Source organism: Catelliglobosispora koreensis DSM 44566 (assembly GCF_000379685.1).
GTDB classification, from domain to species: domain Bacteria; phylum Actinomycetota; class Actinomycetes; order Mycobacteriales; family Micromonosporaceae; genus Catelliglobosispora; species Catelliglobosispora koreensis.
The window spans coordinates 1,343,767-1,358,056 of sequence record NZ_KB903249.1 but is presented as its reverse complement, the minus strand read 5'-3'; the positions used below and the strand labels follow the sequence as shown (position 1 = coordinate 1,358,056).

At 64.5% G+C, this 14,290-nt stretch carries 12 protein-coding genes; 6 read left to right on the top strand and 6 right to left on the bottom strand.

Going from position 1 to position 14,290, the window contains the following annotated elements; all coding sequences use genetic code 11:
• Nucleotides 1-56: 56 nt before the first annotated feature.
• Together A3E1_RS0106315 and A3E1_RS0106310 are read right to left on the bottom strand one after the other, a co-directional pair.
• Nucleotides 57-884, bottom strand: a complete 828-nt coding sequence (locus A3E1_RS0106315) for an SGNH/GDSL hydrolase family protein (RefSeq protein ID WP_020519906.1) — start codon at nt 882-884, stop codon at nt 57-59.
• Between the two features lie 67 nt (nt 885-951).
• Nucleotides 952-1,893 (bottom strand): ketopantoate reductase family protein, encoded by a 942-nt coding sequence (locus A3E1_RS0106310; protein WP_040390597.1) that lies wholly within the window; start codon nt 1,891-1,893, stop codon nt 952-954.
• A gap of 79 nt (nt 1,894-1,972) precedes the next feature.
• On the opposite strand from A3E1_RS0106310, the gene A3E1_RS0106305 reads away from it, so the two are divergent.
• Nucleotides 1,973-3,382 carry a fibronectin type III domain-containing protein gene (locus A3E1_RS0106305; RefSeq protein WP_157631334.1) on the top strand — a complete coding sequence of 470 codons (1,410 nt, stop codon included), beginning with the start codon at nt 1,973-1,975 and terminating at the stop codon, nt 3,380-3,382.
• A 108-nt stretch (nt 3,383-3,490) separates the two neighbouring features.
• Here the strand turns inward: A3E1_RS0106305 and A3E1_RS0106300 are convergent, their stop codons facing one another.
• The 3 genes from A3E1_RS0106300 to trmB form a co-directional block, all read right to left on the bottom strand.
• On the bottom strand, nt 3,491-3,691 hold the full coding sequence (locus tag A3E1_RS0106300; protein ID WP_020519903.1) for a hypothetical protein: 201 nt from the start codon (nt 3,689-3,691) through the stop codon (nt 3,491-3,493).
• Between the two features lie 79 nt (nt 3,692-3,770).
• The gene (locus A3E1_RS0106295) at nt 3,771-4,406 is read right to left on the bottom strand and encodes a phosphoribosyltransferase (RefSeq protein WP_020519902.1); all 636 of its coding nucleotides are present in this window, start codon (nt 4,404-4,406) and stop codon (nt 3,771-3,773) included.
• 4 nt (nt 4,407-4,410) lie between these two features.
• The gene (gene trmB / locus A3E1_RS0106290) at nt 4,411-5,079 is read right to left on the bottom strand and encodes a tRNA (guanosine(46)-N7)-methyltransferase TrmB (protein WP_020519901.1); all 669 of its coding nucleotides are present in this window, start codon (nt 5,077-5,079) and stop codon (nt 4,411-4,413) included.
• Nucleotides 5,080-5,124: 45 nt separating this feature from the next.
• On the opposite strand from trmB, the gene A3E1_RS44480 reads away from it, so the two are divergent.
• From A3E1_RS44480 to valS, 3 genes are all read left to right on the top strand, one after another.
• Nucleotides 5,125-7,098: an acyltransferase family protein gene (locus A3E1_RS44480; RefSeq protein WP_020519900.1), complete on the top strand. Its 1,974-nt coding sequence runs from the start codon at nt 5,125-5,127 to the stop codon at nt 7,096-7,098.
• A 35-nt stretch (nt 7,099-7,133) separates the two neighbouring features.
• On the top strand, nt 7,134-7,400 hold the full coding sequence (locus tag A3E1_RS0106280) for a hypothetical protein (RefSeq protein ID WP_020519899.1): 267 nt from the start codon (nt 7,134-7,136) through the stop codon (nt 7,398-7,400).
• Nucleotides 7,401-7,586: 186 nt separating this feature from the next.
• A complete protein-coding gene (gene valS / locus A3E1_RS0106275; protein WP_020519898.1) occupies nt 7,587-9,965 on the top strand; it encodes a valine--tRNA ligase in 2,379 nt (792 codons plus the stop codon).
• Between the two features lie 450 nt (nt 9,966-10,415).
• Here valS and A3E1_RS0106270 read toward each other — a convergent pair whose 3' ends face one another.
• Nucleotides 10,416-11,414, bottom strand: coding sequence for an LCP family protein (locus A3E1_RS0106270; RefSeq protein WP_020519897.1), 999 nt, complete (start codon nt 11,412-11,414; stop codon nt 10,416-10,418).
• A gap of 97 nt (nt 11,415-11,511) precedes the next feature.
• Between A3E1_RS0106270 and A3E1_RS0106265 the strand changes: the two genes are divergently transcribed.
• Nucleotides 11,512-13,455, top strand: a complete 1,944-nt coding sequence (locus A3E1_RS0106265) for a transglycosylase domain-containing protein (protein WP_020519896.1) — start codon at nt 11,512-11,514, stop codon at nt 13,453-13,455.
• Nucleotides 13,452-14,261: a 1-aminocyclopropane-1-carboxylate deaminase/D-cysteine desulfhydrase gene (locus A3E1_RS0106260; RefSeq protein ID WP_020519895.1), complete on the top strand. Its 810-nt coding sequence runs from the start codon at nt 13,452-13,454 to the stop codon at nt 14,259-14,261. The genes A3E1_RS0106265 and A3E1_RS0106260 overlap by 4 nt, the downstream gene beginning before the upstream one ends.
• Nucleotides 14,262-14,290: the final 29 nt, after the last annotated feature.

Sequence of the window (14,290 nt, the reverse complement as noted above, 5' to 3'; positions counted from 1 at the left end):
TGCCGAAATAACCGACTTGCCGCAGAAGTTTACGGCAAGTCGGCTTTGTCCTAGAACTACCAGTTGAAGCCCGCGGCGTAACTCACGCTCGCGAGCACGCCCTGGCCGGTGCGGTTCGGGTGGAAGTAGTCCCAGCTGGAGACCTGCGACAGCGCGAACGGATAGTTGAACACCGCGTTGTCGTCGAAGTCGCAGTTGGAGCCATAGGCGGCGCAAGCCTGGGCGAGCTGCGCGTTGAAGTCGACCACGCGCTGACGGACCCGGTTGCGGCGGTCTTCGTCAGCCTGGGCGGTGGACGTGGGGTTGGCCAGCATGGACTGGCAGATGCCGAACAGGCTCCACGCGCTGCGTGCCGAGGAGCTGCCCTTGCCGACGAACCACAGGCGCTTGATGTCCGGGATGGAGATCACGGCGACCTTGGCGTTGGGAAGGCCGTTCTTCAACGTCGAAAGAGCGGCATCGATCTGTGAACGGAACGTCGCGACCGAGGTCATCGAGCCTTCGCTGCTGGTGCAGGCATCGTTGGCGCCAATGAGGATGGTCACGTATTGCACGCCCTGGCCGACCGCCGTGTTGGCCTGGCCAGCCATGTCTGAGGCCTTGGCCCCGGACCGGCCGTCGTTGTAGTTCTTGCCGCTGATCGCGGGATTCTTGGCCAGGATCCGGCTGTAGTGACTGGCGACAACCGAGTCCGTGCCGGTGCTAAACGACCGGCTGGGTGCGTCTGAATACCAGCCGCTGGCGTTGAAGCCACGGGTGATCGAGTCACCCATGCTTGCCATAGAACTGGGGGGCGGGCCAGGATCGGCCGCTGCCGGGGTCGCCGGCAGCAGCGAGATCGCCAAGCCCGCGGCGAGCGCGAGGGACGTACGCGCGAACCGCATGGGGGTCCTCCGATGGGGGTTCGAAGTTAGTGCAGGTTACCGAACGGTAACGGAACCGTGACCCCGGTCACAAGTCCATCTTGGACAACCATTGCGAACCTGGCATAGTTCCAGGTGGAGAACCTGTTGCGGCGAACCAGTTCGCCATCTGACGGGCATGATCGTTGTAACGGGCATCTATCCCGTTTAACCGTCCAAGTAAGACGATCTCACCGTTGAGGTAGTCAGCTTCGACGATGCCTGTCCCCCGCTGCAGGCTCTGCCACGTCGAGCCACCGCTGCTTCTAACACCCACCTGAAGCACGTCACCCCGGCGCTCACTGTCTTGTTCTTCCGAGACGACGCTGATTCCCGCCGCTTCCAGCACCCGTTCGCCTTCGGCCCGCACGAGACGGGCGATCTCGGGCGCATCGGCAGGCTGGCAAACAGCGTGCACGGCGTTGCCGAGGTTCATCAGCAGCTTGCGGTACTTCCAGCGCATGATGTCTTCGCGCGGTTCGCTCAGGCAGCCAGCGGTGCGCAGCGCCGCCGCGATTTCGCCGGCCCGATCGTCCACTCCAGACGGATAGCGGCCGATATCCAGGATGCCGGGCACTGGCCACGACTTGACCTGCACCACACCCGGCTCCAGGTGCGTCGAGGGGAACATGACGCAAATCGCGTACACGTAGGCGTTAAGGCGCAACGCCGTCCGCTCATTGGCGACACCATTTTGCAGGCACACGACCGGCAGACGCGGGTCAAGACCCCGAAGCGCCGCCTCGGTGTCCTGCGACTTCATCCCGAGAAGAACCACATCATCGTCGCGCCACTCCAGCTCCGAGGGCCGGCTCACGGCCTGCACGGGCAAAAGTTCACTTCCTTGCTGGTACTCGAAAAGCAGCCCTTTGTCTTTGATGGCTTGATAGTGCTGACCCCGGGCGATGATCACCACGTCCTGACCCGCCCGGTGAAGCAGAGCCGCGACACTACCCCCGACGGCACCTGCTCCGTATACGACAAACCTCATGGCATCCGAACCTAGCGCGATCGTGGTCAGGCGGGCACTATGAGCGGGTGCTTGCACGAGCTGGTGGTGGCCTGAGCTGATGCCCACGCCCGAAGGATCTCTGCCGCGGGCGCGCCACCTCGTGTCGCAGCTCGATTTCCCAGGCGCTCAGCAGTTGCTGAGCGGCCTGCTGCCGAGCGTGCCCGCCGATCCGGCGGGAGCTGACGCCGAAGACGCTGAGGCGGCGGTGCTTTACGCGGGTGTGCTGTTGCGCTTGTCCGACCCGGTGATCGCCCGCACCTGGGGCGAGTTCGCCTATGCGGCGATGCGCCGCCTGCACGGCGAGCGTGATCGCCGCACGCTGCATGCGATTGGCGTGCTCGCGGTCACCGAACACCGGGCCGGGTTGCTCGAACAGTCCACTCGCCACTATCAGCAACTGATCACGGCTCTGGCGGCCGAGGAAGGTCCCGACGGCGATCGTGCCCTCGCGGCGCGGGCCGACGCGGCGATCGTGGAACACGCGCGCGGCCTGTGCGACACCGCCCGTCACGCGCTCAGTGAAGTGATCACGGCACACCAAGTCCGTTACGGCGCAACACATCCGGTCGGCATCCGGATGATGATCCGGCTCGCGGCGATGTGGCGGGACTGCCGCAATCCCGAGCAGGCCCACCTAACACTGGCCAAAGCCCGTGCCTACGCGGCCGAGCTGCCACCTGACGACGAAACCCATACCGCGCTGAGCAACGCGTCACGGGCGATGGCTGACCACAACCACCAATGTGGAGTCGCGACGCTGAACCCGGGTGCCCCGGCCGGAGTGTTCCCGGTGATGGTCGTTCCCGATCCACAGGACTTCATCGCGCCCCGGCGTCCCGGCACACCGCAGATGCCAGCCGATGAGTGGCCCGACGACGACTTGCTCGAACCGCCCGCACCGCCCAAGACTCCCGTTTACGTCCCGCCCCCGGCCGCCCCACCGCCGCCGGTGCTGGTGATACCAAGTCAAACGCTGATGCCACCGCCTCCGCCCCGGCCGGTGAAACCGCCAAAGGTCAAGCGCCGCAAGCCTTGGCTGGCTCCGCTCGCGGTCGGGGTGACAGCCCTCATCGCGGCCGCGCTAGTGACCGCCGGCATCCTCACCTCGGGCGGGCAGCAAAACCCGCAAGCTCAGGCGACATTGTCCGGCTCGGCGTCAGCCGCGCCCACCGAGGCGACCGTGAACGCACAGCCCTCGGGTCCGGTGGCAAACCTGCACCTAACCGATCAAGGCGACAAGCTGCTCATCACGTGGGTTTATCCGGCTAATGCCAAGGGCCCCATCGTGGTGTCGGCCGCGAAGGCCGGAGAACCCATGCGGCCCTTGCAGTCTTTGCCAGCGGGCACGGAAAGCATGACCCTGCCGGGCCTAGACCCGGCAGGGAACTATTGCGTCACCGTGACCGTCGCCTATCAGGCCGATCACATGGTCATGTCCCAGCCCGTCTGCACAGACCGCCGCCGATAAGCCAACCGCGTGGGCCATTTGGCTCGTGGCAAGGCGCACGACGGCGCCGTTTGCCGTTCTTGCAAACACGCCGGCGAGCAACACCGCCACGGGGCGAAGGATCCGCGGTTAGCCAGCTTTTCTATTCGACCAGATTCGCTGGCCGCCGCCCTGGGTGTTCTTGGGCGTGAAGTGCTGGCGGCCCGGCTGCTGCACGGGCTGGCCGGTCTTCTTGCCTTTGGCGCGGCGTTCGGCGCGGTTCATCGGGACGTCTTCGGCTTGCTCGGCTGACTCGTCCGGATTGGACTGTTGCGGAGTGGCTTCACTCATGAGATCTCTCCAAGCTGGATGAAAAAGCGGGAAAAATGGGGCCGGAGCGAATCACTCTCAGATCAACATGGCATCGAGCCTAGCAGGGCGTTGCTTCGGCGAGTAACCGAGTTACCTCGGTGTCAGAGGTCGCGGTGAAGTCGGCATACCACTGCCCGACGGCCTGAAAGTCAGCCGGGGCAAGGACCGTGACCACTTCGTCGGCCATGTTGTGCAGGCTGGCCACGGTATCGGCCGGGATCACGGGTGCGGCCAGGACGATGCGGGTCGCCCCGCGGAGCCGGGCGACGGCGCAGGCGGCGCCCGCGGTGGCACCCGTGGCTACCCCGTCGTCCACGATCACCGCTGTGTGCCCGGCGAGGAGGCAGGCGGGCCGGCCCTGGCGCCATAGGGCGACCCGGTGCTCCAGTTCGGCTCGCTCCGCCGCTTCCACCCGTTCGAGGTCGCCCTGCCGGGCGTAGGCGGTCACGGCGGGATTGAGCACCCGGGCGCCGTCTTCCCCGATCGCGCCCATGGCCACCTCAGGTTGCTGAGGAAGGCCGAGTTTGCGTACCACGATGACGTCCAGTGGTGCCTGAAGTGCTTGCGCCACTTCGAAAGCGACCGGGACTCCCCCACGCGGCAGCCCGAGCACGACGAGCGGCTGGCCACGCAGGTGTCGCAGGCGGGCCGCTAGCGCGCGCCCTGCTGCCACCCGGTCAGCGAACCGCTGCACCCCTTCACGATAGGCGCGTATAGACCAGATCCGTCACGGAACTGCCCGCTGCCAGCGCTCTGGCCTCGAATTTGGTGACGGGGCGCGACAGTGGGCGCTCGATGACACCGCCGCTGAGCGTGGGGTCAGCGTTGAGCACTTCGAGCATCTGCTCGGCGTAATGTGCCCAGTCGGTGGCCAAGTGCAGCACACCGCCGGGGCGCAGCCGCGACACGAGCAAGGTCACGTTCACACGCTGGATCAGCCTGCGCTTGTGATGACGCGCCTTGGGCCACGGATCCGGGAAGTAGATGTGCACCGCGTCGAGGGAGTCGGCCGGGAGCATGTGGCGCACGAGTTCCAGGGCGTCCCCGGCCGCGACCCTAACGTTGCCGAGCCCGGCCTCCTCCACGGTCGCGAGCAGGTTGCCCAAGCCGGGCGGAAAGACTTCCACCGCAAGGTAATCGCGGCCCGGGTCGGCGGCTGCCATCGCGACGGTCGCGTCACCCATGCCGGACCCGATCTCCAGCACGACCGGGGCTTGCCGGCCGAACAGAGCTGTCAGATCCAGGGCAGGGCCGGGGATGCGGAAGCCCAGACGGGGCAGCAAACGCTCCAGAGCGTCTTCGTGCCGTCCGCTGACCCGCCCACGGCGCGGATAGAACGTCGTGATCTTCGTTTGATGTACAGCCACACAGCTGACCCTACCGAGCCGCCTTTGGCCGTACCGTGCTGATCCATGGGTCCCGGCGGCTTACGGTACGCACCGGGACTCGATGGTGTCCGGGCACTGGCCGTCTTGTCGGTGTTTGTCTATCACCTGGCCGTGACCAGCGGCGGGGAGCATTACCTGTCCGGCGGGTTCATCGGCGTTGATGTGTTCTTCGTGCTGTCCGGATATCTGATCACCAGCCTGCTCATGGTGGAGTTCCGCACGACAGGCCGCTTGTCGCTCAAGGGTTTCTACGTGCGGCGGGCCAGGCGGCTGCTGCCAGCTGTCTTCGCGTTGCTGCTCATGGCCGGGCTGATCGGCTCGTTCTGGCTGACGCAGCAGGCCGCCCGGATCAAAGGCGACATCATCGCCTCCCTTGGCTACGTGACGAATTGGTGGCTCATCTTCCAGGAGCACTCCTATTTCGGGACCGGTGACCGGCCACCACTGCTGACCCATCTGTGGTCGCTGGCGGTCGAGGAGCAGTTCTATCTGGTGTGGCCGTTGCTGTTGCTGCTGTTCGCGCGCAACCGGGCACGCCGGCGGACCATGCTCACGGTGCTCCTTCTGCTCATTCTCACGTCCACGATGGCGGCGGCGTTGCTCTACGACCCGTGGGCTGACCCGTCGCGGGTTTACTACGGCACCGACACGCGCGCTGCCGCGCCGCTCATCGGTGCCGCTGCCGCGTTGCTCCTGCGCCCGTGGCAACAGAAGAAGAGTCACCGCAGCGGGCCGTGGGACGCCATCGGCTTCGCTGGCCTAGCCGGGCTGGCGGCCATCGCGTGGTTCATCGGCGACCGCGATCCGTTGCTGTATCACGGCGGTTTCCTGGTCACAGCGCTGGCAGCGGCGGCTCTCGTCGTGGCGGCCGGGCACCCGGCGACCCTGCTCGGCGATCTGCTTGGGCTGCAACCCTTGCGGTGGCTCGGTCAGCGGTCGTACGCGTTCTATCTGTGGCACTGGCCGGTGTGTGCGCTAACGCAACCCGGCCTTGACGTGCCATGGAGCGGGTGGGCCAACACCGGGCTGCGGCTCGGGCTAACCCTTGCCCTGGCTGAGATCTCGTACTGGCTCGTGGAGCGGCCGTTGCGCCCGAGGGTCGTCAAGTCCACTCCAGACGGTGCGACGATGATCCTTCCCGTCTACCGCAAGCGCCGGATCGCTCCCGCCGTCACGGTCACGGCGGTCGTGCTCGTTGCCTTCGCCGGGGTGGGTTATCAGCTCACGAGGACCGAACACGTGACTCCCCTTGCCGCGGGAGCGCCGCCGATCGACGACTCGCCTGACCTCATCGTCCCGGTCAAGGCCGTGCCGTCAGCGCCCGTCAAACGCGCCATACCCGTCAAGGTCACGCTGTTTGGCGACTCGCAAGGACGTGCCCTGTTCGCCAATAAGCCTGCTGACATCGCTACCTACCTCACCTTGACGGACGCTTCGGCACAGGCGTGCGGCATCTTGCGGGGCAAGGTGCGCAGCCGCATCGGCGAGACGCATGACCTCATCGGGGCGTGCCCGAACTGGCTTGGGCAATGGGAACGCGACGTGCTGAAGTCCAAACCAGACATTGCTCTGGTCATCATCGGCGCGTGGGAGGTTTTCGACCTTCAGACGAGTACCAGCAAAATGGTTTTTGGAACCCCGGAGTGGGACGCGCTATTGCTGAGCACTCTCGAACCGGGCTTGCGGGTCCTGAAAGCGAGCGGTGCCGCGGTGGCGATCGCGCTATTGCCTTGCTACCGCCCGTTTCGCAACACTGGAGGCGCTGGATACTGGCCCGACCGCGGCGATGACACCCGCACCCGGCACGTGAACACCCTGCTCAAGCAAGCGGCCGTAAGCATCGGGGCGACGACTATTGATCCGCCCGCGGAGTTCTGCACCGATGACGCGCTCTCGCGCGACGTGAAGGTCCGCTGGGATGGCATCCATTATGGAAAGCCTGGTGCGGCGCTGTATTTCGGGGCAATCATCCCACAATTGTTGATTGTGCCAAATTGACACATTCTCGCGTTCGCCGTGGAAGGCTCGGGCGCATGGGGAAAAACAAGAACGGCCGCATGGCCGACCGCGCACACGACGCCGTCACCAAGGTTGAGCAGGATCTCGACAAGGGCATTGACGACGTACGTGACTTCAACGAACGCGTCGAGGGCAAGGCCAAGAATATGGCCAGCAAGACCCATGAAAAAGTCAGAAATGACGCCGCCAACATGAAGAAGCGGGTCGTGGACACGGCTGACAAGATCGACCAGGACGTCTCCGACAAGGCGATGTCCCGGATGAAGGAACGTCACAGCTAACACGGCAGCGCGCAGCCGGCGGCAAATGCCGCCGGCTGTTACTATGACCGTTGTGACACACACCTTCCAAGCTGTAGTACGCGTAGCCAACTCAGGCCACGCGTAGCTTTCAGCTTGTCATCGTGCGCCTGGAGCGCATGGTGATCACATGTGTCATCCGGGTGCCCCGTCTGTAGGGGAAAATCCATGAAACCCGATCTCGATGCTCTCGCCACCAAGTGGTCATCCCGCTGGGAAGCCGAGCAGACCTACCGATTCGATCCCACAGCGCCCCGTGACCGGGTGTTCGCCATCGACACGCCACCGCCCACGGCTAGCGGCCAACTACACATGGGCAGTGTGTTCGGCTACGTGCAGACCGACGTGATCGCCCGATTCCAGCGCATGCTTGGCAAAACCGTGTTCTACCCCATGGGCTGGGACGACAACGGTCTGCCCACGGAACGGCGGGTGCAGAACTATTACGGCGTGCGCTGCGATCCGTCGCTTCCTTACGATCCCTCATTTCAGCCCGGCGGCGGTCAGACAGCCGTGAGCCGGCGTAACTTCACCGAGCTGTGCCACGAACTGACCACATTGGACGAGAAGTCGTTCGAAGAGGTGTTCCGCACCGCTGGACTGTCCGTGGACTGGTCCCTGCTTTACACGACCATCGGCGACAAGGCGCAAGCCGTGTCGCAGCGCGCTTTTCTCGACGCCCTTGCTCGCGGTGACGCCTACCGTTCTTACGCACCAACGTTATGGGACACGACTTTCCGCACCGCCGTGGCACAGGCCGAAACCGAGGACCGTCCGCGTGCCAGTGCCTATCACACGCTCGCGTTTGACGATGTGCTCGTGAAGACCACCCGCCCGGAGCTCCTTCCGGCATGTGTGGCGCTCGTGGCCCACCCCGATGACGAGCATTATCAGCCGCTTTTTGGGCGCTCACTGCGTACACCCCTGTTTGGGCAAGAGGTGCGGGTGTTCCCGCACCGCCTCGCGGACCCGGCGAAGGGCACGGGCATCGCGATGGTGTGCACCTTCGGCGACACGACCGACGTGATCTGGTGGCGTGAGCTGGACCTGCCCGCCCGGCCGGTGCTCGGTTTCGACGGGCGCTTCCTGCCGGAGGTGCCGCATCTGGCTGGCCTGACCGTGCCGCAGGGACGCACGAAAGTGCTTGAGCTGCTTGGCGAAACGCACCCCGAGCCGATCGAGCACCCGGTGAAGTTCTACGAGAAGGGCGACCGTCCACTGGAGATAGTGGTGACCGGGCAGTGGTATTTGCGCAACGGCGGGCGTGACCCGGAGTTGCGTGCGCACCTTTTGGAACGTGGCCGCGAGTTGCAATGGCACCCGCCGCACATGCGAGTGCGTTATGAGCACTGGGTGAACGGGCTCGCCGGCGACTGGCTCATCAGCCGCCAGCGCTACTTCGGGGTGCCGATTCCGTTGTGGTACAAGCTTTCTTCCTCGGGTGAGGTGCTTCACTCTGAGGTGATCCTGCCGTCGAAACTGCCGGTGGACCCGGCCTCTGAGACGCCGCCCGGCTATGACGAATCGCAACGCGGTGTGCCCGGCGGCTTCGCCGGCGAGACGGACATCTTCGACACGTGGGCCACTTCTTCTTTGACGCCAACGATCGCCGGGTTCGACGTGCCGATGGACCTGCGCCCACAAGGCCCCGAAATCATTCGCACCTGGCTTTTCGACACCATTTTGCGGTACTCCGAAAGCCTGCCCTGGAAGCACGCGATGATCAACGGGTGGATCCTCGATCCCGACCGCAAGAAGATGGGCAAGTCCATCGGCAACACCGTGACACCCCTTGCGTTGTTCTCCGAGTTTTCATCAGACGCGGTGCGCTACTGGGCCGCGTCGGCTACCCCGGGCACAGATACCGCGTTTGACACCGGTCAGATGCGCATCGGCCGCCGTCTCGCCACGAAAATCCTGAACGCTTCGCAGTTTGTGCTGTCGTTTGACCCTTCTTCATCGCCGCCTTCGGCCGCGCTGGATCTGTCGCTCCTAGCTGGACTGTCCGCTGTGGTGGACGAGGCCACTGCCGCCTTGGAGGAGTTCGACTTCGCCCGTGCGCTGTCAGTCACGGAGAAGTTCTTCTGGCACTTCTGCGACGACTATCTGGAGTTGGTGAAACTTCGCGCCTACGCCGGCGACGCCAGTGCCCAGACCACCCTGCGGTCAGCGTTGTCGGTGCTACTGCGCCTATTCGCGCCCATGATGCCTTTCGTGACCGAGGAGGCTTGGTCGTGGTTCAACACCGGCAGCATCCACCTGTCGCCCTGGCCCACCAGGGCTTCGCTGCCTGGGGGCCCTTCCGCAGATTCCTCGCCGGATTCTTTGTCTGGCTCGCAAACGGGCGCCGGTGACCCGGCGTTGCTTTCGCTGGCGGCTTCGGTGATCCGGCACGCCCGCAAGCAGAAGTCGGACGCGAAGCAGTCCATGAAGGCGCCGATCGAGACGCTGACGGTCACCATGACGGACGCGGAGTGGGCACTTCTCCAGCCCGCGCTGCCCGACATCCAGGCCGCCGGCGTGATCGGCACCCTCACCCGCGCTTAGCCGATCTTGCGGAGTGATCCACAGCCCGAAAAGGGTGATCAAACAGCCTGTTGATCACCCTTTTCGGGATCCCAATCATCTTCATTGATCCACCTCCGGCGAGCGCTCCGAAGCGGACGACGACGTCGCCCGCCCCTGATCCGGCGTTCCGGCGGAGCTGACAGCGCACACCGACTGCAACCGCCCGTGATCCGCCTTCCGGCGCATCTGCGATGCGCGCTGACCGCGACCGACCCGTGATCCACATCCCTAAACGTGATCGACAGCCCGGCAGACGTGATCAACAGGCGGTTTGATCACGTCTCAATGGCTGTGGATCGCGGAAAGGGATGTGGATCAGCATCCAGCCACCAGCCGGGCAGCGGACAGCGACGCGGGGCCGAATGAAGCGAGCCCGAGCGATACGGGACTAGCAGCTCGCGCGATCAAAGTTGCCGAAGCAAGCGGCGATCAAGACGTGGAGGCGACCGGCGAAGGTGAAGCGGTGGCTAGATACTGCGCCACGGTGTCGTTGACAAAGGTCGCGTAAAGCTCCCGTGCCTTCACCGGATCCGGCAGCACGACGCTTTGCCCATCGATCGTGGACACGCCCTTGTGCGGCGAGGTCAGGTACGTCATGTCGTTGCTGCGCAAGTCCCGCAGGGCGATGGCGGTCTTCATCAGGTCGAACCCGCGGTCGACCGTCACGGCTGATGTCACCGCTTGCAGGAACCCGTTGAGCCTGGCCGGGTCGGTGAGGATGCCGGCCTCGGTCGCCCGGTCGATCACGGCGGTGATCAGCTGCTGCTGGTGTTTCTGGCGGGAGAAGTCGCCGTCGGCGAACTGGTAGCGCTGCCGCACCCAGTCCAGCGCCTCGGCGCCGGTAAAACTGTGCGCGCCTTCGGTGAACACGCGATAGGGCGCATGGATGGAGGTCACTGTCTTTTCGACGGTCATGTCCACGCCACCAAGGGTGTCCACGACACTCTCAAACCCGGCGAAGTCGATCATCACGAAGTGGTCAACCGCGACGCCCGTGTAGTTCTGCACGGTCTGGACTAGAAGCGATGCCCCGCCCCAGGCATAGGCCGCGTTGATCTTCGCGTTGCCGTGCCCTGGCACTGGAACCCACGTATCGCGGGCGATAGAGCTCAAGTAGACGTGATCTCGGGCCTCGTTGACGTGCGCCAGCATGATCGTGTCGGTGCGGCTGTCCTCGGTCGAAGCGGGGTCCCGCGAGTCGCTGCCAACGATCAGAAGATTGAACGCCCCGGTTTCGCGCGGTTGCTGCGACTGGTCCGTGGTGATGGCGTCGACGCGGTCCAGATTGTTGTTCAGTGAGCGGCCGTAAAGCCAAAGGCCCGTTATGCCCACTCCCGTCAGCAAGGCGAGCGTAAGTCCCACTCCCAGCACGACCTTCGGCCAGCGCCTGCGGGAACGCTTGGCGTGAGAGCTCACGTAAATAGACATCGGCCGACCATAGGCAGGCAAACTGTGAGATTGCTAAGAGAATGCGAGCTATGCCACATCTCATGCTGTTCTCAGGATCAGCAGGCAGTCTTGCCAGGTGCACAAGATCGGCAAACTCCTCCTAGCCGGGCTTATCGGTGGCGTCCTCGTCGCCATCGCCGCCCTCCCCGCCACCGCCCTCGCCACTTGGGCCGTCAACCACTCCGGCGTCGCCTATGACGAATTGCCTGAGGTGCTGCGGAATCCGACGATCAGCCAGGCTAGCTATTTATATGCCAGCGACGGTCAGAGCTTGCTCACGACCTTCTATGACGAGAACCGCCGCAACGTGAAGCTCGGCGACGTCGCCAAGGTGATGCAGGACGCTGTCGTCGCGGCCGAGGACGCCCGCTTCTACGAGCACAACGGCGTTGACGTGATGGGTGTCGTGCGGGCGCTCGTGCGCAACAGTTCCGCGGGCGAAACGCAGCAGGGCGCCTCCACGCTGACGATGCAATATGTGCGCAACGTGCTCAAGAACGATCCTGCCTATGGCGAGAAGGCGACCGAGGTGAGCGCGTCGCGCAAAATCCAGGAGGCGCGTTACGCCATCACGCTGGAGCAGCATCTGTCCAAACAGGAGATCCTGGAGCGCTATCTCAACATCGCCTACTTCGGCAGTGGCGCCTACGGCATCGACGCGGCCGCGAACGTCTACTTCTCCAAAGAGCCGTCGCAACTCACGCTCAGCGAAGCGGCCACGCTCGCCGGCATGCTGCAAAACCCAGAGAAGACCGATTATGAGGTACGCCGTGAGTACTCCCTGAACGCGATGGTAGGCACGGGCGCCATCACTCAGGCACAGGCGGATGAGGCGAAGCAATCGCCCGTGACCTTCCAGAAAGGCAGCTCCCCCAACAACTGCACCGCCGCGTGGGCCGACACCGGTTTCTTCTGTGACTACTTCCGCCAGTGGTGGGACGGACAGTCCCTCGGCAACCTGAACACCGGCGGTTTCAAAATCGTGTCCACTTTAGACGCTAACGTGCACGCCAGCGCCCGGCAGCAGGTGAACTCGGTCTACGGCAACGACAGCAAGTTCGTTGCCCCGATGGCGGTCGTGGAGCCGGGCACCGGCAAAGTGCTGTCGCTGGCGGTGAACCGCACCTATGGCGACACGTTCAATCAGCTCGTCGCGGGTGGCCCGGGTGTCGATGGCTACCAGGCCGGCTCCACTTACAAGATGTTCGCGATGCTCGCCGCGCTCGAGGCCGGTCTGCCGCTGACGACGAGCTTTGACGCCACGGGAACGTTCGTCACCGACGCCCCGATCAGCACACCCGGAAAGAACAACTGCGGCGGAAAGTTCTGCATCTCAAACTCGAATCCGTCGTTCATGGACGGTCAGCGCAGCATGTGGGATGGGTTCGGCCGGTCGGTCAACACCTACTTCATGTGGCTGCACACCAACGTTGGCCCCGAAAAGACGGCGAACATGGCTAAGCGCCTGGGCATCAAGGAAACCCTTGGCGTCAACGCGTTTGTCATCGGGACGACCCCGACGTTCCCGCTGGAGCTGGCTAACGCCTACGCCACTGTGGCCGCTGACGGAAAGTATTGCACCCCAACGCCCGTGGTCTCCATCAACGGCGAACCGGTCGAGGCGCAGTGCCATCAGGCCATCAGCGCCGATGTCGCGCGAGCGGCCACTGACGCGGCCCGTTGCCCGGTGGGCCAGCAGGGCTACTTCGGCCGGTGCAACGGCGGCACGGCGACGGCGGTCAACGGCATCATGGGCAACCGCCCGGTCGCTGGAAAGACCGGAAGCTCGGACAACGGGCAGACGGAGTCGTTCGTCGCGTTCACACCGCAGCTCGCGGCAGCGATGATCACGGCGAACCCGGTGGACCCGACGGATGGTGTCGGTTCGGCAATCCTGTCCAAGGTCTACCGCGCCGTGGCCACGACGCTCGCGACCTCGCTGCAAGGGCAGCCCGTGGAGCAGTTCGGCAAGCCCAGTGATCAGATCGCCCTCGGCCGGGGGGTTAGGCTTCCCAGGTGAAGCTTGCCCTGCCGTCTCCGGTGGAGCAGGTGCACGATGAGCGGCTCAGCGTGCACCTGCTCCTCAAGCGTGACGATCTGATCCACCCGGATCTGCCGGGCAACAAGTGGCGCAAGCTGAAATACAACCTAGCCACGGCCAGAGAACAAGGCCACGACACGTTGCTCACCTTTGGCGGGGCGTATTCCAATCACCTGCGCGCGACAGCTGCCGCGGGTCACCTCTTCGGTTTCCACACCATCGGCATCGTGCGCGGAGAGGAGCACCTGCCGCTCAATCCAGTGCTGCGCTTCGCTGTCGACCGCGGGATGAAACTGTCCTATGTGGATCGTTCGGCGTACCGGCTCAAGCAGCCGCCGCCGGGCGACTACTACCTCATCCCCGAGGGCGGCACGAATTCCCTTGCGGTCAAAGGGGTCGCTGAGCTCGCCGCCGAGCTGGACCCGTATGACTACGTCTGTGTCGCTGTCGGCACGGGCGGCACGCTGGCCGGACTGGCTCACGGCCTCAAGACTGGCCGCGCGCTGGGCTTCGCTGTGCTGAAGGGAGGCGGGTTCCTACACGATGCTGTGGCAGAGCTGCTCCCGGAGCCGAGAGACAACTGGGCGATTGATACCTCCTTCCACTTTGGCGGCTACGCCAAATGCCCGCCGGAGTTACTCGCCTTCGTCGAGGACTTCAGGGCCAGGCACGGCATCGCCCTTGACCCCATCTACACCGGCAAGATGATGTACGGCATCTATGCGCTGGACGCCCGTGGCTTCTTCGCCCCCGGGGCAACCGTCTGTGCCGTGATCACCGGTTAAAAAATCTTGAACCGGCACCGATGAGTCTG

What these genes read in the sequence shown, in the direction of transcription:
- A3E1_RS0106300 (WP_020519903.1), bottom strand. Translation starts at nt 3,691, where the DNA reads ATGAGTGAAGCCACTCCGCAACAGTCCAATCCGGACGAGTCAGCCGAG.
- A3E1_RS0106305 (WP_157631334.1), top strand. Translation starts at nt 1,973, where the DNA reads ATGCCCACGCCCGAAGGATCTCTGCCGCGGGCGCGCCACCTCGTGTCG.
- A3E1_RS0106310 (WP_040390597.1), bottom strand. Translation starts at nt 1,893, where the DNA reads ATGAGGTTTGTCGTATACGGAGCAGGTGCCGTCGGGGGTAGTGTCGCG.
- A3E1_RS0106280 (WP_020519899.1), top strand. Translation starts at nt 7,134, where the DNA reads ATGGGGAAAAACAAGAACGGCCGCATGGCCGACCGCGCACACGACGCC.
- A3E1_RS0106270 (WP_020519897.1), bottom strand. Translation starts at nt 11,414, where the DNA reads ATGTCTATTTACGTGAGCTCTCACGCCAAGCGTTCCCGCAGGCGCTGG.
- A3E1_RS0106315 (WP_020519906.1), bottom strand. Translation starts at nt 884, where the DNA reads ATGCGGTTCGCGCGTACGTCCCTCGCGCTCGCCGCGGGCTTGGCGATC.
- valS (WP_020519898.1), top strand. Translation starts at nt 7,587, where the DNA reads ATGAAACCCGATCTCGATGCTCTCGCCACCAAGTGGTCATCCCGCTGG.
- A3E1_RS44480 (WP_020519900.1), top strand. Translation starts at nt 5,125, where the DNA reads ATGGGTCCCGGCGGCTTACGGTACGCACCGGGACTCGATGGTGTCCGG.